This is a genomic window from Sphingobium sp. (genome assembly GCF_041987595.1).
Classification (GTDB): Bacteria; Pseudomonadota; Alphaproteobacteria; order Sphingomonadales; family Sphingomonadaceae; genus Sphingobium.
Genome location: NZ_JBHIWJ010000066.1, coordinates 1 through 22,704 on the forward strand (window position 1 = coordinate 1; position 22,704 = coordinate 22,704).

22 protein-coding genes are annotated in these 22,704 nt (G+C 61.0%); 18 read left to right on the forward strand and 4 right to left on the reverse strand.

Annotated elements, in window-relative coordinates; translation table 11 throughout:
* From ACFC3J_RS15555 to ACFC3J_RS15580, 6 genes are all read left to right on the forward strand, one after another.
* Positions 1–271 (forward strand): hypothetical protein (locus ACFC3J_RS15555; protein ID WP_375197033.1); only part of this gene is annotated, 271 nt, incomplete at its 5' end.
* The gene (locus ACFC3J_RS15560; RefSeq protein ID WP_375197034.1) at positions 268–2,199 is read left to right on the forward strand and encodes a hypothetical protein; all 1,932 of its coding nucleotides are present in this window, start codon (positions 268–270) and stop codon (positions 2,197–2,199) included. The genes ACFC3J_RS15555 and ACFC3J_RS15560, both read left to right, overlap by 4 nt.
* Positions 2,199–3,293 carry a conjugal transfer protein TraN gene (traN, locus tag ACFC3J_RS15565; RefSeq protein WP_375197035.1) on the forward strand — a complete coding sequence of 365 codons (1,095 nt, stop codon included), beginning with the start codon at positions 2,199–2,201 and terminating at the stop codon, positions 3,291–3,293. Before ACFC3J_RS15560 ends, traN begins: the two co-directional genes overlap by 1 nt.
* The gene (locus ACFC3J_RS15570; protein ID WP_375197036.1) at positions 3,265–4,137 is read left to right on the forward strand and encodes a type-F conjugative transfer system pilin assembly protein TrbC; all 873 of its coding nucleotides are present in this window, start codon (positions 3,265–3,267) and stop codon (positions 4,135–4,137) included. The genes traN and ACFC3J_RS15570 overlap by 29 nt, the downstream gene beginning before the upstream one ends.
* The gene (locus ACFC3J_RS15575; RefSeq protein WP_375197037.1) at positions 4,109–4,705 is read left to right on the forward strand and encodes a S26 family signal peptidase; all 597 of its coding nucleotides are present in this window, start codon (positions 4,109–4,111) and stop codon (positions 4,703–4,705) included. The genes ACFC3J_RS15570 and ACFC3J_RS15575 overlap by 29 nt, the downstream gene beginning before the upstream one ends.
* A complete protein-coding gene (locus tag ACFC3J_RS15580; RefSeq protein ID WP_375197038.1) occupies positions 4,702–5,592 on the forward strand; it encodes a conjugal transfer protein TraF in 891 nt (296 codons plus the stop codon). The genes ACFC3J_RS15575 and ACFC3J_RS15580 overlap by 4 nt, the downstream gene beginning before the upstream one ends.
* Positions 5,593–5,645: 53 nt before the next feature.
* Here ACFC3J_RS15580 and ACFC3J_RS15585 read toward each other — a convergent pair whose 3' ends face one another.
* Together ACFC3J_RS15585 and ACFC3J_RS15590 are read right to left on the reverse strand one after the other, a co-directional pair.
* The gene (locus ACFC3J_RS15585) at positions 5,646–6,044 is read right to left on the reverse strand and encodes a type II toxin-antitoxin system VapC family toxin (protein WP_375197039.1); all 399 of its coding nucleotides are present in this window, start codon (positions 6,042–6,044) and stop codon (positions 5,646–5,648) included.
* Positions 6,041–6,292 (reverse strand): AbrB/MazE/SpoVT family DNA-binding domain-containing protein, encoded by a 252-nt coding sequence (locus ACFC3J_RS15590; RefSeq protein WP_375197040.1) that lies wholly within the window; start codon positions 6,290–6,292, stop codon positions 6,041–6,043. The genes ACFC3J_RS15585 and ACFC3J_RS15590 overlap by 4 nt, the downstream gene beginning before the upstream one ends.
* Positions 6,293–6,359: 67 nt before the next feature.
* On the opposite strand from ACFC3J_RS15590, the gene ACFC3J_RS15595 reads away from it, so the two are divergent.
* The 11 genes from ACFC3J_RS15595 to ACFC3J_RS15645 all read left to right on the forward strand — a co-directional run bounded on the left by ACFC3J_RS15595 (position 6,360) and on the right by ACFC3J_RS15645 (position 20,059).
* Positions 6,360–6,923 carry a hypothetical protein gene (locus ACFC3J_RS15595; protein WP_375197041.1) on the forward strand — a complete coding sequence of 188 codons (564 nt, stop codon included), beginning with the start codon at positions 6,360–6,362 and terminating at the stop codon, positions 6,921–6,923.
* A gap of 190 nt (positions 6,924–7,113) precedes the next feature.
* Positions 7,114–8,535, forward strand: coding sequence for a conjugal transfer protein TraH (locus ACFC3J_RS15600; protein WP_375197042.1), 1,422 nt, complete (start codon positions 7,114–7,116; stop codon positions 8,533–8,535).
* A 20-nt stretch (positions 8,536–8,555) separates the two neighbouring features.
* Positions 8,556–12,266 carry a conjugal transfer protein TraG N-terminal domain-containing protein gene (locus tag ACFC3J_RS15605; RefSeq protein ID WP_375197043.1) on the forward strand — a complete coding sequence of 1,237 codons (3,711 nt, stop codon included), beginning with the start codon at positions 8,556–8,558 and terminating at the stop codon, positions 12,264–12,266.
* 113 nt (positions 12,267–12,379) lie between these two features.
* Positions 12,380–12,568: a hypothetical protein gene (locus ACFC3J_RS15610; protein ID WP_327752427.1), complete on the forward strand. Its 189-nt coding sequence runs from the start codon at positions 12,380–12,382 to the stop codon at positions 12,566–12,568.
* 873 nt (positions 12,569–13,441) lie between these two features.
* The gene (locus ACFC3J_RS15615; RefSeq protein ID WP_375197044.1) at positions 13,442–13,879 is read left to right on the forward strand and encodes a hypothetical protein; all 438 of its coding nucleotides are present in this window, start codon (positions 13,442–13,444) and stop codon (positions 13,877–13,879) included.
* Entirely contained in the window at positions 13,879–15,015 is a 1,137-nt protein-coding gene (locus ACFC3J_RS15620) for an ImmA/IrrE family metallo-endopeptidase (RefSeq protein ID WP_375197045.1), read from the forward strand. The genes ACFC3J_RS15615 and ACFC3J_RS15620 overlap by 1 nt, the downstream gene beginning before the upstream one ends.
* A 106-nt stretch (positions 15,016–15,121) precedes the next feature.
* On the forward strand, positions 15,122–15,499 hold the full coding sequence (locus ACFC3J_RS15625) for a hypothetical protein (RefSeq protein WP_375197046.1): 378 nt from the start codon (positions 15,122–15,124) through the stop codon (positions 15,497–15,499).
* Between the two features lie 16 nt (positions 15,500–15,515).
* On the forward strand, positions 15,516–15,809 hold the full coding sequence (locus ACFC3J_RS15630) for a DUF6378 domain-containing protein (protein WP_375197047.1): 294 nt from the start codon (positions 15,516–15,518) through the stop codon (positions 15,807–15,809).
* 503 nt (positions 15,810–16,312) lie between these two features.
* Complete coding sequence (locus ACFC3J_RS15635) at positions 16,313–17,032, forward strand: hypothetical protein (RefSeq protein ID WP_375197048.1); 720 nt, start codon at positions 16,313–16,315, stop codon at positions 17,030–17,032.
* 247 nt (positions 17,033–17,279) lie between these two features.
* Entirely contained in the window at positions 17,280–18,914 is a 1,635-nt protein-coding gene (locus ACFC3J_RS15640; protein ID WP_375197049.1) for an ATP-dependent endonuclease, read from the forward strand.
* Positions 18,911–20,059, forward strand: a complete 1,149-nt coding sequence (locus tag ACFC3J_RS15645; RefSeq protein WP_375197050.1) for a UvrD-helicase domain-containing protein — start codon at positions 18,911–18,913, stop codon at positions 20,057–20,059. The genes ACFC3J_RS15640 and ACFC3J_RS15645 overlap by 4 nt, the downstream gene beginning before the upstream one ends.
* Before the next feature lie 167 nt (positions 20,060–20,226).
* Here the strand turns inward: ACFC3J_RS15645 and ACFC3J_RS15650 are convergent, their stop codons facing one another.
* Positions 20,227–20,976: a fructosamine kinase family protein gene (locus ACFC3J_RS15650; protein WP_375197051.1), complete on the reverse strand. Its 750-nt coding sequence runs from the start codon at positions 20,974–20,976 to the stop codon at positions 20,227–20,229.
* A gap of 234 nt (positions 20,977–21,210) precedes the next feature.
* Here ACFC3J_RS15650 and ACFC3J_RS15655 point away from each other — a divergent pair, with 234 nt between their 5' ends.
* Positions 21,211–21,408, forward strand: a complete 198-nt coding sequence (locus ACFC3J_RS15655) for a helix-turn-helix transcriptional regulator (RefSeq protein ID WP_375197052.1) — start codon at positions 21,211–21,213, stop codon at positions 21,406–21,408.
* Here the strand turns inward: ACFC3J_RS15655 and ACFC3J_RS15660 are convergent.
* Positions 21,393–22,679: a tyrosine-type recombinase/integrase gene (locus ACFC3J_RS15660; RefSeq protein ID WP_375197053.1), complete on the reverse strand. Its 1,287-nt coding sequence runs from the start codon at positions 22,677–22,679 to the stop codon at positions 21,393–21,395. The two genes, ACFC3J_RS15655 and ACFC3J_RS15660, sit on opposite strands and share 16 nt — an antisense overlap.
* Positions 22,680–22,704 lie beyond the last annotated feature (25 nt).

Below are 22,704 nucleotides of genomic sequence, written 5' to 3' on the forward strand. Positions count from 1 at the left end.
CCACAGCCATGGTGGCTGCCCCGCGCGGCGTGAGGACGGAGCGATGCCGCGGTCCCCCTGCGGCATCGCTCCACCTATGGTCAGCACGGCCGCCGAACCCCTGTCGGCGGTGGGCAAAACCCCTCTCCGGCCCGCCGTCGTGGTGGCCGTGCTGACCACCATAGGAGGCCAGGCCGCCTTTCGCGTACTGGGCGATGTCGGAGCACCGGGCGCACTTCGCTGTTTCCGACTGCGCCGCATGTCGCGCGCCGCCCTGGATGCCGCGTCATGAAGTGTCACGCGCTCCTCCTCTCAGCGGGCATCGCCATCTGCCTTCCCGCCGTCACCCAGGCGCAGACGATGGAGGAGCGCGCGCGGAGTGCAGCCGCGGCGGCGCGGACGAAAAGCGGCGACAGCGATGCTTTGCAAAGCAATTATCTCACCCTCGGCCTCGCCGGCCAGCCGGTCAGCACCATCGACAACAGCAAAAGCTTCACGCCCAATATCGCCTGTCAGAAAACCGCGACACTGCTCGAACTGCTCGCCCAGCCCGCCTCGACCGGCGATATCGGCACGCTGCGCATCTCACGCGACAAGGATCTCGACGGGTCCTTCGACGAGACGCTGAATGTGCCCGTGCCGGTATCGGGCATCTGCGCCAATGGCATCATCTCCTGTGCGCCGGGCAGCTGGAACCAATGCCGCCCGTTTCAATGGGAGGTCGGCAGCAGCGGCAATCTCAAGCTTGGCGAGGCCCATCTCACAGCCCTTGCCGGCTGCTATTGCATCAACAACAGCTGCGGCGCCAATCTCGCCTGGGGCAATATGGCCTCGATCCTCAAGGATCTGGGTGGCGGCGTTGTCGGTGCGCTCACCACCGCCGATCCCCGTAACGGCGTCGCCCAGGCTTCCATCGATGGTCCGCTGATCCGCTATACCGGAGCGCAGACCACGGCCTGCACGGCTCAGCCCCAGCTTTCGGCGACCAATTATCGGAGCAATCCCACCGCGATCCAGGGCGACGCTTATTCCGTCTCGCAGGCAAACAGCGTCTTTCAGGCCCTGGCCGGTTCTCCGGCCGGTAACGGTAAAGCGCAGCAGACCCGCAACTGCGCGATCGAGCGCGACATCACGGTCAAGGAATGGGGCTTCGACGATATCCTGGCGGCGCGCGGCTCGATCGCTACCGTCACCAGCTGCGGAACCGGCTGCCGTCGCTATGAGATTCGCGGCCCCGGCACATGTGGCAGCGTGCCGCCGATCTACAGCGCGACCTTCGATCCCCTGGCGCCAGCGCGGATACGCTCCGCGCGCATCGTCGAGATGGGTGCGGACGACTGGGTCCAGGCAAGGGTCAACGGCCAGATTGTGGGTTATGCGGGGAAACGGCCTTGGCTGGGCGAAGCCTTGCCCTCGGGCGATTGCCGCATCAGCGATGATCCCTGGTACAACAGGTCCACCATCGACATCACCTCCCAGCTGCGCAGCGGCCCGACGGTGGTCGGCGCGCGGGTGCGGGGCGGCGGCGATGGAAATTGGGGCTATGTGATCGTTGAGGTGCAGGTCGACACCGGTTGTGAGGTCAGCGAGCGGCTGGTCGATCTATGCTCGGGTTACGCCGCTGATCCCGCCTGTCATCTTGTGAGCGAGACGGTCGATGGTGTCGTGACATTCAGGAATGGCCTGAACACCGGCATCAAGCCACTACCATCCACCCGTCTGTTCGGCACGGGGGCATGCAGTCTCCAATATACGCGCGACTTCTTCGAACGCGCGCGCCAATATGCATGCGTCATCGATCAGACAGGCGTCGGCGCACCGGACCTCAGCCGCAGCGCCTATATCATCGACCACTCGACCGAGACTTTGCTCGCCGACCGGACGATGGACGCCAGCGGCAAAGTTTCGACCTCGACCCGCCCCTTCTCCATGCCCGATCGCGGTTCGGTCGCCGCCTGCGAACCGATCTGCAAGACCCGAGCGCCCAAGGCCAATAGCGATGTGGCGATAGACGGTGTCGTCGGCGCCAGGCAAAATGACCCTGCCGGCTGGGACATATTTTACCATAGCTGCTCCTCCGACAATGTCTGCCCGCTTGGGCAGGGGGAGGAATTGGTCTCAGCCTGCGGCTGCCTCGACGACTTTCCCGAAGCCGTCGTCATGATGCAGACCGTGCGCCTGGCCGGCGCTGACCTGGTCTGCACGGCGGAGGCACGCTGATGGGCTGGCGCCTTTCCTTGTGGACCGCCCTGCTGCTGGCTCCCAGCGTGGCGCTCACGGCGGCGCCCGCCCGAGCGCAGCAGCTTTGCGCCGCCGACCTCGACGGCAGCGGCGATGCCGATGGAGCCGGTGAAACCGCCCAATGTGCCGAAACAAATGAGGGCCGCTATCTGTGCCCGATCCAGCAGGTCGCCTGTGTCGTCGATCAGGCCGGCGCCTATGGCTGCCCGCTGGGCAGCCAATATGCATGTGTGACGCCCACCACCGGCGGAATGCCGAGTTGTTCCCCCAACGCCTGCACGCCGGTGACCGGCGGCGCCATCGAGGAGGAAGAGCCGGTCGTCGACGATCTCGGCGCGCCCAATGACGGTCTCGTCGATGCCGACGGCAACTGCCTTGGGGCGATCGAGATTTTTGCCGGGCGCGCCGTTCGCTGCCGTCCGGCGGGCCTCAAGACCAGCTTTTCCAACTGCTGCAAGGATCGCGGCGAGATCGTGAAGGACGGGATGGGCTTATCCATCTCCTCGATCGGCACCAAGATCGCCATCGCCAAGGGCGTCTGGTCCGGCATGAAAGCCGCCTACACCGCGTTCAAGGCCGGGGCCACCGCGAGCGAGGCGGCTGGCGCCGGCGCCAATGCGATCATCGTCGGCATAGATCCGACGTCGATCGCGATCAGCCTCGCCATCAACTTCATGATGGATTTTCTGCTGTCGGGCTGTGACCAACAGGACATGGAAGTGGGCATGCTCCGTGGCTCGGGCATGTGTCATGAGGTCGGCACCTACTGCGCGTCGACTATTCTTGGCGTCTGCGTGCAAAAGGCCAAGGGCCATTGCTGTTTCAACACCAAGCTCGGCCGGATCATCCAGGAACAGGGCCGGCCGCAGCTTGCCAGCTTCAACGCCATGGGTTGGGGAACGGCGAAGAAACCCTATTGCCGCGGGTTCACCGCTGAAGAGTTCCAGGCGCTGGATTTCAGCAAAATGGATCTCTCCGAATATTATTCCGACATCGAGGCGCGGGCCCAGTCGGACATCCAGATCGATATGAAGGACAGGATCAATGCCTACATGGAGACGGTCAATCCCTAGCCGCGCGCTACTCGCGGCGACGATGCTGGTCGCCTCGCCATGCCACGCGCAGAGTGAGGGGAACGCGGGCAATGCCCGGCAGCGCGCGGAGGCGCAGGGCGACAGCGCCTTTCAGCGCCTCAAGGGCGCGGTTACCGGCCAGAAGGATCGCGCCAAGGTGCGGGGGCCGGATCGGCTTCCCGATCTTCCAGAGGCGACACGGCGCCGCGCGTTCGAGGGCCTGCGCAACCGCAAGCCGGCTCCCGCCATGGATGCACGCGCCCGGTCGGCACTGACCTCCGGTCAGGACAACCTCGCAGCCCAGCGGGAGGCCATGGCAAAGCGCCTCGGTCAGGCCCTGGGGTTGGAGGCGCCGGATATCACGGGCCTGGCGGGCACCACGCCACCCTCGGCGCAACATGGCTGGGTGCCGTTGCTTTTTGCCTCCTCCTCCATCCCTATCCCCATTTTGCGGACTTATGCGGCCCAACTCGAGAAAGCGGGCGGCGTCATGGCCTTTCGCGGCGTGCCGGGCGGGATGACGAAGATCGGTCCGATGGCCAAGCTCTCGGCGCAAATACTGCGGATCGATCCGGGCTGTGACGGCCCGGCCTGCGCCATGCGCGATGTCCAGCTGATCATCGATCCGCTGGTCTTTCGCCAGCACGGCGTCGCGCGTGTGCCGGCGCTTGGCCTTGTACCGGGCGATCCGACCCAGCCTTATTGTGAGCGGGAGGATGATAGTCCGGTAAGCAGCCACATTGTCTATGGCGACGCGGCCCTCTCCGGTCTGCTCGAAGCATATGCCCGTCTGGGCGGCGCGAAGGAGGTAGCCGATGCTCAGGCTCGCCTGGACCGCCGCTAGGGCGGCATGGCCCGAAATCAGGGCCACCCCGCGCAGAGCGGCCATCGCGCTGGGAGCGGGCGGCCCGGGGATGGCGCCACAACCGCGCCGGTTCTGGCAGGCCTGCGCGATCATCCTGCCGATCAGCGCCGCCGCTGGTTGGGCCTTGCCGCGGTTCACGCTGGTCATGTCGCCATCGATCGACGCCTGGTTGGTCCACAAGGCGCCGGGCACCATTCGGCGCGGTGACCTTGTGTCGTTCAAGCTGCGGCATCCCCTTGCCGGCCCTGCCCCGGTCGATGTCACCAAATATGTGCTCTGCATGCCCGGCGACAGGATCGAGATGATCGAAAAGCCCTCGATGACGCCGGGGGCGAAGGATGGCTGGTATCGGTGCAATGGCAAGCTCATCGGGATCAGCAAGCCTTTCGGGCGGAAGGGACAGCGCCTTCTTCATTGGCGGCCCACCGAGCCGCATATTCCCGACGGCATGGTCTATGTGGGCTCTTCTTATTCGAGTGGATTCGACAGCCGCTATTTTGGTCCGGTTTCCATTCAGCGGCTGACGCGGATGGAGAAGCTGCTGTGACCCGGCGCTTCCATGCCGCGATTTGGGCAGGCGGCCTGTTCGCATCATCGGTAGCCGCGCAGGTGCCTCCACCAGCATCAGGTCCGAAACAGGGCTATTGGTGGTATGCCCCGCCGCCCCCGAATACCCAAGCGGAGGAGCCGGACCCGGACAAGCTCATCAAACCGGTGATACCGCCCATGACCGAACTCGCGGCATGGACGCCGCCCAAAATCCGCAAGCTGATCGAGCAGCAGCGCGATTATGCCGCCACCGTGCTCACGGTCGATGCGGTCGCCGATTTCTGGCGGTTGCAGGATTTTGCCCGGCGCAAGGCGCGGGCCTTTGCCGGCGTGACGCAGCTGGCGCTGCTCCAGCATCCCGAACTCAACGCCAAGTCGGCCAACCCCATGGTCGGCGATGCCCGCGACCAACTGCTTGGTCACAAGGATGCCGTCCGCCGCGCCTATCTGCGCGCGCACGCCGGCGAGTTCGCGCTCATCATGTTCTCGCGGGCAAGCTGCGGCTATTGCCGCGTGCAGTGGCCGATCGTCCAGCGCTTCCAGGACGAGATGGGCTGGCAGATATCCCAGCTCGATCTTGATCGGCGGCCCGAGGTCACTCAGCGCTTCGGTGTCGATGTGACGCCGACGACCATGGTGATCCGGCGCAACAGTCCGCAACGCATGGTGATCGCGACGGGGGTGGAGGCCTATCCCAACCTTGCCCAGACCGCCTACCAGGCCGTCCGCCTGCTGTCCGGCGATATCCGGCCCGAGCAGTTCATGACCGGCGCGGGTGAGGAATACGGCTTCTTTGACGCGCTCGCCAACGGTCCCGTGTCCGCCGATCAGCCCGACGTCCGGAGTCCGGATCAGGTCAGCATCAACAGGGAGTCCCGGCCATGAGGGGCGAACATCGGCAAACCCGTTGGTGTGCCTTGATCGGCACCAACGGCATATCAACGTGGCTCCCGTGCGTCCTCGCCTTTTGCCCTCAGCAAACGCACCGCCTTCTTGTCGAAGCTGAGAAAGGTCTCGGCGCCGAGCCATTTGCCTTCATGGGCGATGACGCCATCGCCAAAATCGCCGCCTGCCTCAAGGATGGCAAGTCCCGCCTCGACCGCGGGATTGTCCACAGCGACATTGTTCGCCGCCATCAAGGTACGGATAACCCGGGCGATGTCGGATCGGCCAAAGCCGTAGAGTCGGTCGAGGACCCAGCAGAATTCGCAAAGCGCGGGCAAGGGAATAGCGACCAGTTCCGCTTCCGCCAAGATCCGCTGGGCCCTGGTGCTTTGGACCGGATCATCTTCGGTTACGACGCGAACAAGAATATTGGTGTCAGCCGTGATCTTCACAGTTCGCCGGCCCATCCCTTGGCGATGATTTCGTTCATTTCCTCGATCGAGACGGGTTTCCGCCCCTCCCGCTTCAGCATGCCGAAGGCATCCGAAATCCGCCCCTGGGACTGCTCCGCCATTACCTCTATCCGCCCATTGGGCAGCTTGTGGACGGTGATCTTCGACCCCGCATGCACGCCAAGATGCTGCAGAATATCCTTCCGCAGGGTAATCTGGCCCTTGGTCGTCACTGTCAGGGTCGTCATAGGCACTTTCCTTCCGAACCCCACCAATGTAAGGAAATATCACCTTACTTTCAAGACTGCGGCAGGCATGCTGCTGACCTGCCTGGGGAGCGGTCCCGCGGCCGCTCAGCCCATATCTCGGGACGTCGCACGTCATGCCGCCATCCATCCGGTCGGAACGCCACAGGACATGCAGCTCTGGCTCAGCCGCGTGCCCGTGACGCGGGACTTCCCGCCGGATTTCAATGAAACGCTTTCTGGTGAGGCCTCGCTTTATATCATCGAGATGACGACGGCACCCGGATGCCTGCCCTGCGCGGACCTGTGGGGAAAGCTGGGGCAATTTTCCCGGCATTATCACTGGCAGGTTCGTACGATCAGCAGCCAGGAGGCGATGTTGCGTTCCGGCAGGCTCGGCGTCCCCTGGGTCGGGCATCCCGTCGCATGGATCCGTCCCGTCGCCGATGTTGATCGCATCATCCCGATCGCGATCGGCACCGATCACGACATCAACCTGGCGCGCAATGCTTATCTCGCGGCCAAGATGCTGACAGGCGTGCGTCCGGCGGTCGGGCTGCGCGCGATGGCCAGGTTCACTGGCATCGTTGGAGCAGTTGATCGCGTTGGCGCGACAGTGAGGCCTTCCAGATGATCGGCAGCACGCACGCATCAAACTCCAGACATTCCCAGGCGGAAGCAACCCGACCGCCTGCCCATCAACCTCGCAATTTCGGATCATTGATCCAACTTTGCGAGGTTATTTCCCACATCCGACCATCCTTGAAAATGCCGCGCATGGCGGGCCGGCATCTTCGCCTTCTCATTCCAAGAGGAAGCCCGCCATGCCTTCGCTCCGTCCTCGCTGTGCGCTGATCGCGCTCGGCCTGCTCGCCACCTGCGGCACGACCGCGCCTGCATACGCCCAGGGCTGGGCGGAAAGCTGGTTCGACAATGTGACCTATACCTCGCCCGGCTCCTTCGAGGACCAGACGCGCGGCTATGTGACGGCGGGCGGCATGTCCGGCCGTGTCGACGTTCATGACGATTATCTGATGTCGCTCACCCTTCCCAAGGTGAAGGCAGGCTGTGGTGGCATCGACATGTTTCTGGGTGGCATGTCGTTCCTCGACCCGGACTATCTCGTCCAGAAGCTCGAAAGCATTCTCCAGGCCGCGCCGGCGGTCGCATTCCAATATTTGCTCGAAACCCTCGACGAGAAAATGGGCAATATCATCTCGAAGATGGAAGCGGCGACCAATTACCTCAACTCCATCCAGGTCAATGACTGCCGTCTCGCCAATCGCATGGTGCAGATCGCCAGGGGCGACGACAATATGTCGGGCATCATCGAGGAGATGACCGGCTACAAGTCGGTGAAAGAAGGTTTTGCCAAAAGCTACCAGCAGAGCCGCGAGAAGATTCAGGCCAACCAGAATAATCCGACCGAGGATCTGAAGGACGCGCTCGCCAACTGCCCGGCCGAGGTGACCGACATCTTCCGCACCGGCTCCCTGCTCTCCCATGCCGCGACGCGCGTGGGTGCGGGCGACTGGGCCTCGGTGATGCGCGCCCGGGTGGGCGACGTCTATATGCGCTGGGACGCGACCGACAAGGTGCCGATCTTCTCCGCCATCCCCGCCTGCCCGCATCAGGACAGCGACAGTCCGCAGGATTTTCTCGCCGGCAAGGTCCAGAGCCGTTCACTCAACATTCCGCCATCCGCCGCGGACTGCGCCCCGGACAGTGGCAAAGGGGCATTGGAACTTGCCCGGACGCGAATGCAGTCGATCGCCACCAAGATCCGCACGCGCGCGGCGCTGACGGCCGAAGAGCGGCAGTTTGTCGCCAATGTCCGTACGCTGCCGGTCTATCGCATGCTGGAATGGGGGGTGCGCCAGGGCGTGCCCGATTCCGTGATCGCCGATACCGACGAATTGGTGGCGCTCACGCTCGCCTATCAGATGCTCAATGATCTGACCCGATCGATCGATTTTGCCGTCTCCAACGCCGAACGGGGCGCGAGCGCCGCCGGCGCGGCCGATGGCGGCAACGCCAATATCTGCCAGACCCGCATTCTTTCCAAGGGCATCGAGCAGCTGAGAGATTTGCGCGAGGAGGTGCTGCGTCAGCGCGCCCAGATGCGGCAGAGCTATATAGCCGCGCTCAATCAGGCCAACCTCTCGGCCAATTATGCCGGGTTGCTGCGCACGCGGGATCGTGATGCGCGCGACACCGCCGGCACCGCTTCGAACAACAATCGATGAACCCTTTGGAGGCACCGCCCATGCGCCGCCTGTTTCGCTCGGTCCTTGCCCTGCCGCTCGCTTTGGCGGCAACGCCCGCGCGGGCTCTGGAGTCCAGTTTTCACACCTATGACGGCTTTGCTGAAACGGTGGACGCGTTCCGTCTGGTCTCGATGATCTTCGGCGATCCGCGCTATGAAACGCTGGTGCTGATCTGCGCGGTCATGGGGATCGCGCTCGGCGTCGTGATCGCCTCGTTCCGGGGTCAGGGCATGGGGCTGGTTGCCTTCGGGTTCCAGATGCTGATCGGCATTGGGCTGTTCGTCGGCCTGGTCGCGACCACCGGCACGGTCCATGTCTATGACCGGGTCCGCAATGCCTATCAGCCGGTCGGCGATGTTCCCAATCTCATCGTGCTGGTGGCGGGCGTCACCAACCTCATGGAGCGGGCACTCGCCGAGACGATCGACGACAACACCACCGACCCGAATGCCAAGCTGGAATTTGGCGCGGGCGGTCATGCCTTCGACCTCTTTTTGAACGCCGTCTCCCCGCGCGGGCCCATGACCGACACCTTCCTCGACGCGACGATCAAGGATTATGTCCGCCAATGCTATCCGGTCGCGCGCGTATCGCCGGCCTATGGCGTCGATGACGATCAGCTGTTCCGGGGCACAACGGACCTCCCCGCCTCCTTTGCCGCCATGGCCGGGCCGGCCACGTTCAGCACGGTCTTCAGCTCGGCCGACAAGGGCGGCACGACCATGAGCTGCCAGGAAGCCTGGGATCATATCCAGTCCCGCCTCAGCGATCCGACACTGTTCGACAGCTATGCCCGTCAGGTCTGCCAGAGCAGCGGCTATGACATCGCCGATGCCAACCAGCTGGCGCGGTGCCGCACGCGGCTGGGCCAGCTTGGCGAGGGGATGATGGGAACGCCCCTCACCCTTCAGGCCTTCTTTGCCGATGTGCTACTGGGTAGCAGCGTCGGCGATGTGCTGTTCGAGGATAGCCCGGCGACAGCGGCGCGGGTGATGGCGAACCGGGCGGTGGTATCGAGCGGGCTGTCCACCATGTCGGTGGCCAATCAGTGGATGCCCACGATCCGCGCCACCGTGTTCGGGATCATGCTGTTCATGATGCCGATCGCGCTGCTGTTCATCCTGACGCCGATCAATCTGCGCGTTGCCAGTTTCGCCTTCGGCCTGTTCGTGTTCGTGGCGCTCTGGGGCGTCATTGATGCCGGCATCTATCAGCTGACCCTGAGCCGGGCGATGGCGGTGCTGGCCGAGATGCGATCCAATCATGTCGCCGCGAATGCGTGGATGCTGGCGCCGTCGGCAGCGCTGAAGGCCCTTGCGATCTTTGGGTCGTTCCGCACGGCCGCTGCGAGCCTAGCGGGGGCGTTCGTGTTCACCGTGTTCCGCTTTTCCGGCAATGTATTTTCCTCCTTCACCGGCGGCGCGCTTCAGGCGCAGGGCCAGGGCACCGCTGCCGCGACGCCCCTGATGACGCGGGAAGGCTTTGCCTCGGCGCTCGAAGCCCAGGCATCGGCCTCCGGCACGATGGCCCGCAGGAGCATGGCTTCGAACTTTGGAGATTTTGGGGAGCGCACGACGTTCAGCAGCAATCGGGCTTTCGGCGCGGCCGGAACCGTGTTGGGCGAGCATGGTGGCGGCCTCGCGGGCGGCAGCGCCTTCGCGCTGGGTGGCATCGACGCCGCGCGTGAATTGGGCGGCATCTCCCCTGCCCTGGTCGGGCACGATCTCAGCAATCCGGCTACAGCCCAAGCGGTCCGGGCAAATGCGACGACGAGCGCCATCCATAATTTTGCCGAGAAGGATGCGTTGCGAGCACTCGGCACGACCTATTTTGGCGAGGGACAATCGGGTGAACGGGCCTTTGCGGCGTTCGCTCAGAATATGGTGCAATGGAAGGCGTTCGGCGACCAGCGCGCCTATGACATGATGCTGTCTGGCACGCAGCGGCATTTTGAGCGCAGCGGCTATGACGCCAGGGACGCGGCGCTCAAGGCGTCGACGCTCATCGGTCAGGCTTCGGCAGATCCGACCTTCGCCAAGATCACCGCCAACGCCTTCGATCAGGAGCAGATGTTGCGCAACGATCTCACCGGTGCCCAGGTGCAGGTCGGCGCCATGGAGGGCCGCCGTGATTATGCGGGCGACCATGTGGCGGCGACCGAGCGGGGCAATGTCGCTACGGAGCAGGCCTGGCGCACAGGCAATAATGCCGGTCACCGCAGTGCCGCCTCGATGCTTGGCCTTTCGCTCGATGAAACCAGCCGCCGTATCGCGTTCATCAATGCCCTTTCGGGCGAAGCACGCTCCACGGCCATTACGCAGCTCTCCCGCGCGACTGGGCGCAATGAGGCACAGGTGATGCGCGCGCTTGAAAGCTATAATGCCGCGACCCAGGTTGGCACCGCCGATGGCGCAACGGCAGAAGCCGCGCGCGAAGGCACCAGCGTCTATGGCCGCACTCGGGACGCCGCCGGCTATGATTTTGCCGAACGGTCGGGCAAGCTCGACGCGCAGCGCGAGGTCGGTCTGGATGGGACGCGATCGGCCGCCAGGATCGGCGAACAGCGCCGGGAAGCTGAGAATTTCGGATTTGCGCAAGGGGCTGCCGCCGCCGGCGCATCGGTCCGGGAAGCGGCGCGCCTCGACAGCTTCATCCAGGCCTTGAGCCGCACGGCGGGCAATCAGGTCGATATGAATGAAGGCGGTACTGAGGGTGTTGCCGATCGGTCTCGCAATGAGCGGCTGACCCGGATCGTCGATAATGAGCGCCTGACACGCATGCAGGCCTTGCTCCGTGAGAATGGCATAGGCCTCTCGAGACGCCAGATCGCGATGGATCAGAATGGCGATCTCAACCTCAATTTGACGCCTGACGCAGCGGCGCAGATGTGGAGATCCGGGCTGATCAATGAAAGCCAGCTGGGTGCCATCGCCAATGGCGGGCGGGCGCGGTTCAGCTTTGCCCATAATGATCTGCTGGTGTCGAGCAGCACCGGGTTCAGCCGGTCGGCACGGTCTGACACCAGCACGCGGTTCGAGGCGGGCAAGCAGGCGGGGCCGGATACGGTCGAGCATTTTCTGGGCGGGGGCGCAGAGGGGCATGCCATGATGGCCAATTGGCTCAAGGGCGGGTTCGAAATGGATCGGAAGGGCAACTGGCGTCTGAAACCTCAGGTCGCAGATACGCTCCAGCGGGACGTCCAGGCGATCATGGTGCAAACGGGATGGGCGCGTTCGCTTTCTCGGAGCGCCAGTCATCAGGTTTCCACCTCGACGTCTTTTGGAGCAACTCTTGGAGGATCGGTCGAAAGCGGCGGTCATGGTAAAGGTGACGGAAGACGATCGCAGGGGCATGTCGGCGGTCAGATTGGTTTTGAAACCTCTGACGCAGGAATGGGCTCAACGGACGCAACTGCAAGCATCGACATCGTAAATTTCGACGTCCGCAATGCAATCTCCGCTGCTGAAAGCTTTGCGTCGCGCACAAACACTCCCCACGCCGCATTTGTCTCCGAACTGAGCCACCAAATTCTCGGACAGGATGGAATTCGCAATCGCTATCTAAAGGAAGCAAAATCAGGGCGCGGGACGTGGGATCTCACAGCACCCCTGACCTCGATGGAGCAGAGCCAAATCTTGCAGAGCGGTCGCTTTACAGGCGATCGTCAGTCGGGCAGCGGAGATGGCAATCCTACTTTCAACGAGCGTTAGCGCTTTCCTCTCACATGTCGATCAAGCCATGCTTGGCTCCTTGGATTTCCTGGGTGCCAGAAATAGCGTGGATTCGCCGGGTTTGTAGGATCCATCCGTCGAAATGCGGCAATATGGCGTCGGAAATCATCATGCTGGCTCCAGGCGAGGCCCTCTCCATTCCCCGCCCCGAATTGAAAGCCGAACCATGCTCTAAAAAAGCCGAAACCCAGCACCGGCACGATCACAAACGGATGAAGCAGCACGCCGACCGGCACGACAATGGCGACTGGAAGCAGATAACCGGGCACCGCAAGGATTAAGGCCCAGAATATCACCGCTGATCCCCACCAAAGTTTGGCATACCAAGGGCGCCACAACCAATCCCCAGCGCGCGGCGGGAATCTCACGGAATCAGAATTTCGCGCGTCTGAATCTGGGATGCTTTGCTCTGCCATAGGACCTCGCTTCGCGGCTACGATAGCATGTCAACCCCTTCGAAACACATACAATCGTATCCAAATTGACGCCAAGCCACTCCCCTCCCCCTTTTTTTGGTTTCATCCCGGCACGGAGCCCCCGTTTGCCACGGCCGACGAGATGTCACGCGATAAATCAGTATTCTCCGTCGCGCCATTTTTGGTCAGTCTCAACCAGAAATAGATGCTGAAATGCAGACACGAATCCCATAGGTATTTGCGCAAAGTTGCAATCCTGCGGGGCCACTTTCTGGCCGGGCATGGGACATTTTGCTCGGTCGGCTTTGGAGCTTAGCCGACCGGTAAGCAGACATTTCGGCCGGGTGCTGCCACCTCTCACCGCGGATGAGGGCCCGGTTTGGCTCCTGATCGTCGGTAAACGAAGCAGCGCGTTATTGCTTGCCGCCGGATAATCATGTTTGAGGTCCTGACACCACATTTGGTCGGGCCGAGTTCTCCAGTCCCTAGTCAGGGGCTGAGCTGCGGCAAAAATCCAATTCGCGTTAATCTAGGGCTTTTCTTTCCGTATTATCCTTTTTATTCCCTATGAGATTGTACGCTAGGCGGGGGTACGTTATGAAAGGGTATATTTACATCAGTAGTCCCAATGCGGACCCCGAACATAAGCGAAACCTGAACGATCCTATCTTCAGGAGAACGCCGACCCTCGGTGGTTGCATGCCTCCTATCCGGCGCCTAGTGCGGCCGGGTGACCATGTGTTTGTGATCAGCGGCACGACCAGAGGTGTCCAGCAGTATGTGGTCGGCGGCTTCGAGGTCGCAGAGAAAATCGATGCTTTAGCTGCATACGAGCGCTTCCCGGAAAATCGACTCCAATTGAATGCTGAAGGAAAGGTCGTCGGCAACATACTGATCGATGGCACCGGCAATCAGCACCCGCTTGACACCCACAGTGCTACCAATTTCGCCCGCCGCATAGAAAATTATCTGGTTGGCGTTAATCCAGTGGCGCTTGAAACGCCTGCGGAGGTTGCGCGCGGCCGAACCGAAACCTTGGACCGCCTGTCTTCGATTTTAGAGAAGCGGCGCGCCAACCGCGTCATTGACGTGATGGGGCGTTGGGCACGGCTCGATCAAGCCCAGGTCGAGAAGACTCTGGACTGGCTGCGGGGAATCAAGCAACAGTCAGCATAATGGCAAACGTCGCCGCCACCCTTCGGGCGCTTGCGCTCCAATCCGACGAGATTGCGTCGCGGACTCGTTTGGCTCCTAAACGGGTGAAGGAAATTCTTGACGGCGCTCCGGTGACTGCATCCGAGCTTCGCGCCTTGGCGCGTGGACTCAAGTTATCAATGCGCGCGTTTACCTCAACTGGATCGCCGGCCAACAGCTCCGAACTCGGAGCCCTCTTTCGAGCACCTGGGGTTGCTACTTCAGAGCGTGAACCGACGCTCGACCGACTGGCCGGCTTCGTAGATGCCGCGCTCAAGGTTCTTCCTCTTCGCGCTGGTCTTCCCGCTTGGCTTGACAGATTCGGCCTGCATGGCCCGGAAACTTATGACGAAGCCGAACGGCTTGCAGCTGAGCTTCGCACCCTTATCTATCCGGATGAGGTCGACAGTCCAGCGATCGACCTTCCGCAACGCCTACGTATGCTTGATGGACTGATCGTCAGCCAGCTCAAGAATTCTAAATTCGAAGGCGCCTCTGTTGCTGCGGGCGGCTACCTATTTGTGTTTGTTTCGCCGCGCTTTCAGGGGCGAATGTTATTCACCCTTGGGCATGAACTGGGCCATGTCGTGGCCCATCACTCAGTGCAGTCAGCACACCTCGATCTCGCGTCCAGCATCGGGAGCTTTCGCAATCGCGTCGAGGGCTTCGCCGATGCGTTCTCCTCCGCCTTTTTGCTCCCACCGCAAGCGGTCGGCGGCTCGCTGAAAGCAATACGCCAACTGATTGGCGCCTCTAGCAACGAGATCGGTGATGTCGAAATTCTGATCCTTGCCCGCCTGCATGGCGTGTCATTCGATGTCGCCGCGCGGCGTTGTGAAAATCTCGACCTTTTACCCAGCGGCGGCGCTGCCTCTCTCGCGCAGTACATCCGTGAGCATCACCAAAACCCTGAGAAGCGTGCCGAAGCGCTAAATCTACCACCTAGGGAGCAGATTCACTTCGACGTCGTGTCTCCCGTTTTGATGAAGTTTGTCCATGAAAGCGTAGCCCGCGGCGTAACCTCGCCGTCGTGGATCGCTGATCGGCTCGGTACGACGATCGAAAGCATCTATGAGACCCACGCATCGACGGGCGAGCGCCGTGCGACTACTCATTGATGCCTGTGCGGCCATAAACCTTCACAATTGTGGGAAGCTCGCAGTCGTGTGCAACCTGCCGAACGCCGAGGTCGCCCTGTCTCCAATAGTAGTTTCGGAATGCGGATTGGACTGCGCTGCCGAGATTATCTCATTGCAGGCCGCCGGGCGCATCCATTTCGTCTCGGATGAAGAGATCTCACCGGATCGCTTTTTGGAACTGGTCACCGATTACGACATCGGCGACGGTGAGCTTGAATCCATCTCGATTTGTGAGACAACAGACCGCGCATTCTGCACCGATGATGCTGCAGCGCGACGGCTCGCCACGAACCTACTCGGTGCCCACAGGGTCATGGGTAGCCTTCGCCTACTGAAGCTCTCTGTTGAAGCCTCGTTGCTGATGTGCAGCGACGCTTTCGCGGGCTACAATCAAATGAGGGATTGCGGCGGCTTCTTACCCGACTTGCCGAGTAATTTCTTCTGTGTAGGAGAAGCCGCGTGACGATGGGGAAAATGCAATGAGCGAGGGTCAGCGTCCGAATAGTTTGCTGGAGCAATTCGATACCGCCTACGCGACCGTGACCCTCGACAGGCGCGACATCTACGGCGTTCCCGAAGACACATATCGTCGCATCGCCACGTTGCGGTCCGTGGTGGATGAGTGCCGGGATCCGCAGATCCGCGAGATCTTAGGCATGGTCGTCACTAAAGTTGCCCGCCTGGTGCAGACGCCAGACCATCTCGATTCTTGGGTCGACGTCGCTGGCTACGCGCGCTGCGGCGTAATGTTGCTGGACGATCGGTCTATATAGAGCCTGCAGGTGCCTGTTGAACCTTGCTTGGTGGCTTTCCGCTGCAGGTTTTGTGATCGAGGTGCGGTGTTCCAGCCGCGAGTTAACTCATGAGGAAGTCGTTGATAATCGAGAGAAAGATTTGTGCCGGGTCGGGTTGCGTCGAGCTTTGGTGGGCGAAAGAGGGGCCCGGGCGCGAGCTGACGCTCGTCAGCAAGATCGCGGACGAACGGCCGTTGGTGACCTCAGATGAAAGCGGACAGCAAGAACGCGGCGCGGTATGCTGGGCGCGTGGGCGAACGCTAGGAAACATTGAAGTCCGCTCACCTGAACTTCTCCGCCGCTTCAGGGAGAAACGCGCCACTGACACCCCTCTGCCATGCGACTTCGTCTATGCAGGAAAGTACCGACACGGTGCCAACCGATGGTGGTGCCGGACGCATCAGAGCCACTGGGGTACTAAGGCCGATCTCGCCGCGCTACGGTCTTCAAACGAAATGCTATGCGCTAACCATGCCCAGCTCATGAACTACGAGGTCGATCCCTACACGGTGTATCTCGACAAGCATGCAGAGGTGGGCGTTTGGTGTTCGATGCCGGCGGCACTTTCGACCTTTGAGATTAAGCCCCGTCCACCAAAGATCCACGTCCATGTGCGCGACACGACCGAATCCCTTAAGCGCATTGACAAAGACTTCGCAGCAATCTCCGCTGTCTATTCGACGCGGCAATGCCTGTTTAGCAACGATAGCACTATTCGGGTTGATATCACGCCGCCAGCGGCCTTTGATTTTGTCTGCGCGCTCGAAGCTCACCAGGAGATGGGCTCTATCGACTGCTCGCGCTGCGGACATCCTCATCTCGATCTCGGCGACTTTGGAAAGACCCCGCATCGCAAGCATTTTTGCGCGAACTGCGGTAGAGACAGCACTTGGAGCAAAGGTCCGATAATCTCGACGCCCCTACAGCCAATGCATGATCGAACTGCGACGCATCTTACCTGCCTTCTGCCTAATCGAAGTTTGAATCTTGATGACTACAGGGGGCACAGCTACACCGTTTGGGCATCGACGCCAGCGATCGTATGGACTGCCAGCAGGCCGCAGGAATATGGAATCCATGTGCACGTTCATGACGGTCAAGATCGCGTCATTGATGATACCTTTGGTGAGGTGATCCTCAACGGAAAGGCGCTGGTACGTGAGGAATTGCTTCGAGCAATGATTGATCGAACCATCGTATAAGTCATTAAGCCGCCGTCCGCTCAAGTGGCATCGACGGCTATGACTGTCGGTTACTTCACACGATCAAACGGCATCTCTTCCCCCAAACCGTGTTTCGTCGCCTATAACGGCCGCGCGGACTATTCCACCCGAACCAGCGACCGATTACATAAAAATCCCGTGGCGCGTCTAAGGTCCAAGATTGTCACCGCAAAATGAGTGGAGTCAGCATAACGTGGCGCTAAACAGGAATCTGTGAGGAGGACAAATGAAGATCGAGAAGGTCAAGATCACCAACTTCAAATGTTACGAGGATACGTTCACCCTAAAGCTGAACGAGGGTCTCAATGTGATCGTCGGCGCAAATGAGTCCGGTAAGACAACGATCCTCGAGGCTGTCCACCTCGCGCTGACCGGCCTCCTTAACGGTCGCCCGCTGAAGAATGACGTCACCAGCTACCTCTTCAACCTTTCCGCCCAAGACAAATATGTAAAGAGCCTGGGGACCGCAGCGCCACTCCCGCCACCCACCATCACCATCGAACTGTTCTTCTCGGGGAAATCCCCCGAACTCGCCGCGCTCGAAGGGGATGGAAACTCTGAAAAGGCGAAATGCGCGGGCGTCGTGTTTCGGATCGCATTCGACGAAGACAACTACAAGGACCCTTATGCGAAGTTGCTGGACGCCGGCACCCTGACTTCCATTCCCGTCGAGTACTACTCGACAACGTTGCGTTCGTTCGCCCGGGCTGGGATCACGGCGCGGAACATCCCGATCAAGTCCGCCTTGATCGACTCGTCCAACGCGCGGCTCCAGAACGGCTCAGATCTATACGTCTCCCGCATCATCCGCGATGCGCTCGAGGAGAAAGAGCGTGCATCCATCTCTCAGGCGCACCGCAAGTTACGGGAGGCGTTTGTCTCCGACGAGAACCTGAAGCTGATCAACGAGCGGATCACCGCCGCTGCCAAGATCAGCAAGAAGTCCGTGAGCATCTCGGTTGACCTTTCCTCGCAAAATGCCTGGGAAAGCAGCTTGATGACCTATATCGATCTTATCCCCTTCCAGTATATCGGGAAAGGCGAGCAGTGTGTCATCAAGACAAAACTGGCGCTCAGCACTAAGAAGAATGCGGAGGCGACCGCGATTCTTTTGGAGGAGCCGGAGAACCATTTGTCGCATACACGACTGAGCGCTCTAATTGCGGACTTAACCGAGGAGCACGGGACGAAACAGATCATCATCTCAACTCACAGCAGCTTCGTCGCAAACAAGCTCGGCCTCGACCATCTCGTCGTCCTGCGTGCCGGCGCGGTTGCGCGGATTGCTGAACTTAAGGCCAGCGACTTCTTCAGGAAACTCGCGGGTTATGACACGCTTCGTCTCGTGCTCGCCGAGAAGGCCATTCTCGTCGAGGGCGATTCCGATGAACTCGTCGTGCAGCGCGCCTACATGGACGCGAACGATGGCCGGCTACCTATCCAGGACGGCATTGACGTCATCTCCGTCGGCACGGCCTTCCTCCGGTTCCTCGAAATCGCCGAGGCGCTAAATATCCCGACCGCCGTCGTCACCGACAACGACGGCGATGCAGCCGCAGTCAAGAAGAAATATGCGGCCTACAAAGGTTCGAAGACAATCCGGATTTGTTTCGATGATGTCGAGGACAGCGGCGACCTCAAAGCTGGGAAGAAGCCGTACAACTACAATACCCTCGAACCTAAGCTGCTCAAGGCAAACGGTCTCGCGTCGTTGAAGGCAATCCTCGACGTCGACTCAGAGACTGACGACGAGCTCCGGCTGCACATGCGATCGAATAAGACCGAGACGGCGCTGGCCATCTTTAACGCCGATGAGAATATCACCTACCCCCACTACATCTTGGAGGCGATCGCGCCGTGATCGGCGACAACACGATCATCATCGCCGCGGCAGGCGCTGGTAAAACGACGTATCTCGTTGAGCAGGCGATGAAGGTTCCCAACGAACGCGTGCTGATCACGACCTACACAGAGTGCAACGAGGCGGAGATTCGCCAGAAATTCTTCGACTTGGTCGGACGCGTGCCCGCCCATGTGACGATCATGACGTGGTTCAGCTTCCTGATCACCCACGGCGTTAAGCCATTCCAAGGATGCATATTCGACTTCGAGGTCGCTGGGATGATGTTCGCAGTCACCCAGTCCGGGATCAAGACTGTCGTGAACGGACATCCCGTCCCATACGCCGAGAGCGAATTTCGAAAGCATTTCTTCGATCGAACAGGTCGGGTCTTCTCCGACAAGCTCCCGAAGCTGGTCATTCGCTGCAACGAGAAGAGCGGGGGCGCTGTGGTAGACCGGTTGACACGGCTCTTCCCGCATGTATTCGTCGATGAGGTCCAAGATCTCGCCGGATACGACCTCGACATCCTTGCGGCTCTCGCGCGAAGTCGGGCGCGACTGTTGATGGTCGGCGATCCGCGGCAGGTCACCTATCTCACCCATCACGAGAAGAGGTACAAGAAGTACTCCGACGGCGGAATCGTGAAGTTCGTCGAGACTGAACTAAGAAAGGTTCCGTTCACTATCGACGACGCGACGCTAGGCCGATCGCACCGCAACAACGCGCTTATCTGTGCCGCGTCGTCACGTCTCTACCCGGATCTACCGGCAAGCGCCGCTTGCGAATGCGAGGAATGCCGCGCCAGCGCGCCGCGACACAGCGGCCTTTTCCTCGTTCGGGCTTCCGACTACGCCCACTACGTGGCGAGAGTTAGACCGATGCAACTCCGTGACAAGTCAACCACCGCAGGCGTCGATTCATTTGCGCCGGTAATGAACTTTGGCGAGTCCAAGGGCCGTGGCTTCGACCATGTCGTGATCATTCCGACAAAGCCGATGAAGGCGTGGCTAAAGGACCCCGCAAGTGCACTCGCGGCACAGAGTAGGGCGCGGTTTTATGTCGCAATGACCCGCGGACGGCATAGCGTCGCGATCGCGACGGACTGGGGCGACGATTTGCTTCCGGATGGCTTCGAAATCTATCGACGGCCAACAGTTGATTAGGAAGTCCGCTCCCCGTGTCGATCCAGCAAAGGATACGGCAGCAATCTGGTATCACGCTTCCGAAGCTGCCAGTGCTCACTCTGCCAGATCCAGGCGGTCGGAGCGGAAACCTGACCATCCGTAGTTGGGCGCAAGAAATTGGCTGTTGAACGGCCGACTAGGGTCGACTAAAACCCAATCTCGCTTAGGCAGGCGGATGCCTGCCTGACATAGCTGCCGCCGAACAAGCGGGCGTGCACGAGGAGCGGCCATAAGCGATATATGGGCTGCCGCTCACGCCATCCCTCTTCGAGACCACAGGCTTCGTAGAATGCGACGGGCGGATTGTCGAACAGGCTGAGCATCGCCAGATCGACTTCCCGGTGGCCGTAATAGGCTGCCGGATCGATCAAGCCGGATATGCTGACGTCATTGACCAGGATATTTCCGCCCCATAGATCGCCATGAAGCAGGGCGGCCGGGGGATGATCCGGCAGGAAGTCGCCCAACCGCCGGACCAGTTCCACAAGGCGATCGCCCAGATGGCGATCAACATGGGGAAGATGACACCGTAACCGGTTGTCGCTCCAGAATTCGACCCAACTGCTTTTCCGACCGTTCGGAATGGCCACGTTGCTGAAGGCATAATCGCCATCCCAACCATAGGGGTTGCCGGTCGGCACATGCAAATGATCGAGTACATCCGCGAGCTGCGCCCATGCCCGTGCAAGCCGCCCCGCAGCGGGCAGATCCTCCAGGATCAGCAATTCGGCTTCCATCGCCAAGATAGTCGGCGTCGGCACGCCTCTGCCGCGGACCGCCTCCAGCATCGTGGCCTCCATGGCCACCAGCGAACCGGTCTTCGCGATCGCAGTCCCACCACCGACCAAACCAAGCCGGCTGACCGACGAAAGGCTGCCGCCGGAAATTTGCGTCACGCTTTCAACGCGAGCTCCCAGCAAATGGCCCGCGCGCACAAATATCGACCTCACACAGCGATCCCTTATTATCTCCGATCGGTGATAGGCGGTTTGCGCTGTCAGGCATAGCGACGACGGGCGGCTCAAACCGTGCCAGGACGCCTCCCCTATGCGCCGACTTGCCCTTGATCGGCCATTGTAAAAGCGGCACAATATCGGCGCGGGCAGACCGGGACAGGAGCTTGGTTTGCAATGGACGATATGAGTGAGCAATTTCTGCGCCTGAAGGCGGTGATCCAGAAAACCGGGAAGCCCAAGGCTTCCATCTACCGCGACATCCATCTGGGCACATTTCCCGCGCCCGAAAAAATAGGCGCCAGAGCGGTAGCCTGGCGCCTGTCGCGGATCATGCGATGGATGCGATCTCCTGCCGATTACCAGGACGACTGAAACCAGCCCAGCGCTTCGACCGGCTTCTTCTTCGGGGTCTTGTCCTCAATGACGATAGCCTTCGAGGCGCGCTCGGCATCCTCGAGATAGTCCGCCCACCATTTCATCATCTTGCGGCGGGGATCGAGATAGAGCGCGGCATTATACACGCTTCGGACCCCTTGCGGGACATGGGCAAGTTGCATCTCGATCCAGTCGGCGTTGAAGAGTCCGGACTCATTCAAGATAGTGCTGGCGACCGAGCGGAAGCCATGCACGGTCGCCTTGTCCCCGACGCCCAGACGCCGCAGCAGGACCAGCATGCGGCTCGAACTGATCGTGTCATCATTGTTGCCGATGACCGGGAAAAGATATTGCCCGAACCGCTCGTTGCCGAACTTTCCGTAGACATTGAGTTCCTTGAGCTCGCGGAGCAGCTCGACGGCCTGCGGCGGCAGCGGCACCAGATGCTCCAATTGCATCTTCATCCGTGCCGCGGGAATGCGCCACAGCGGCTTCGGCCCGCCCAGGCCCTCGAATTCGCTCCATTGGGCATGACGGGTTTCCTGGGTCCGCACCATGGTGAGGATCGTCCACCGCAGGGCAAGATGGCTGAGCCGTGAGCCCGTGTCGGCATTGAGCGCGGCAAAGAAGCGCGGCAGTTCGGTGATCGGAACCTTGGAGCGATGCTTCACCCTCGCCCGCTTGCGCATCACGGAACCCAGATCGCTGCACGGGTCGGACATAACGCGACCACTCGGAATGCCGTACCGGAAGATTTCGCTGCAATAGCCCCGTACCCGGTGCGCCATTTCGAGCGCGCCGCGATCCTGAATCTGCTGCAAGGCTTCAAGCATCATTTGCGGGATGACCGCGCGGACCTTCTTCTTGCCGATGACAGGGAAGATATCCGCCTGAAGCCGCCGCTCGATGACGCCGGCATAACGGGCAGACCACCCTTCCCGTTTCACGGCGAGCCATTCCTCGGCCAGTTGCTGGAAGGTCGTATTCTCGGCCTTGATCTCATATTTCTGGAGCAGGCGGATATGGGCCGGGTCCTTCCCCTCGGCGAGATGCGCTTTCATCTCCTCACGCCATACCCGCGCGCGGTCGATGCTGACCTCGGGATAGGTGCCGCCCTTCAGCGTCTTCTGCCTGTAGTCGAAGCGATAGGAGAGGCGCCACTGCGCCTTGCCGTTGGGCAGGACGCAGATGTGCAGGCCGCCGCCATCGGCTTTCTTGACGGGGCGTTCGGAGGGTAGAATCGATTGAATGAGACTGTTGGTCAGCACCGGTCAGGACTCCTGAAAACGGTGC

What these genes read in the sequence shown, in the direction of transcription:
- ACFC3J_RS15560 (WP_375197034.1), top strand. Translation starts at nt 268, where the DNA reads ATGAAGTGTCACGCGCTCCTCCTCTCAGCGGGCATCGCCATCTGCCTT.
- traN (WP_375197035.1), top strand. Translation starts at nt 2,199, where the DNA reads ATGGGCTGGCGCCTTTCCTTGTGGACCGCCCTGCTGCTGGCTCCCAGC.
- ACFC3J_RS15570 (WP_375197036.1), top strand. Translation starts at nt 3,265, where the DNA reads ATGCCTACATGGAGACGGTCAATCCCTAGCCGCGCGCTACTCGCGGCG.
- ACFC3J_RS15575 (WP_375197037.1), top strand. Translation starts at nt 4,109, where the DNA reads ATGCTCAGGCTCGCCTGGACCGCCGCTAGGGCGGCATGGCCCGAAATC.
- ACFC3J_RS15590 (WP_375197040.1), bottom strand. Translation starts at nt 6,292, where the DNA reads ATGACGACCCTGACAGTGACGACCAAGGGCCAGATTACCCTGCGGAAG.
- ACFC3J_RS15595 (WP_375197041.1), top strand. Translation starts at nt 6,360, where the DNA reads ATGCTGCTGACCTGCCTGGGGAGCGGTCCCGCGGCCGCTCAGCCCATA.
- ACFC3J_RS15600 (WP_375197042.1), top strand. Translation starts at nt 7,114, where the DNA reads ATGCCTTCGCTCCGTCCTCGCTGTGCGCTGATCGCGCTCGGCCTGCTC.
- ACFC3J_RS15605 (WP_375197043.1), top strand. Translation starts at nt 8,556, where the DNA reads ATGCGCCGCCTGTTTCGCTCGGTCCTTGCCCTGCCGCTCGCTTTGGCG.
- ACFC3J_RS15610 (WP_327752427.1), top strand. Translation starts at nt 12,380, where the DNA reads ATGGCGTCGGAAATCATCATGCTGGCTCCAGGCGAGGCCCTCTCCATT.
- ACFC3J_RS15620 (WP_375197045.1), top strand. Translation starts at nt 13,879, where the DNA reads ATGGCAAACGTCGCCGCCACCCTTCGGGCGCTTGCGCTCCAATCCGAC.
- ACFC3J_RS15630 (WP_375197047.1), top strand. Translation starts at nt 15,516, where the DNA reads ATGAGCGAGGGTCAGCGTCCGAATAGTTTGCTGGAGCAATTCGATACC.
- ACFC3J_RS15635 (WP_375197048.1), top strand. Translation starts at nt 16,313, where the DNA reads ATGAACTACGAGGTCGATCCCTACACGGTGTATCTCGACAAGCATGCA.
- ACFC3J_RS15640 (WP_375197049.1), top strand. Translation starts at nt 17,280, where the DNA reads ATGAAGATCGAGAAGGTCAAGATCACCAACTTCAAATGTTACGAGGAT.
- ACFC3J_RS15655 (WP_375197052.1), top strand. Translation starts at nt 21,211, where the DNA reads ATGGACGATATGAGTGAGCAATTTCTGCGCCTGAAGGCGGTGATCCAG.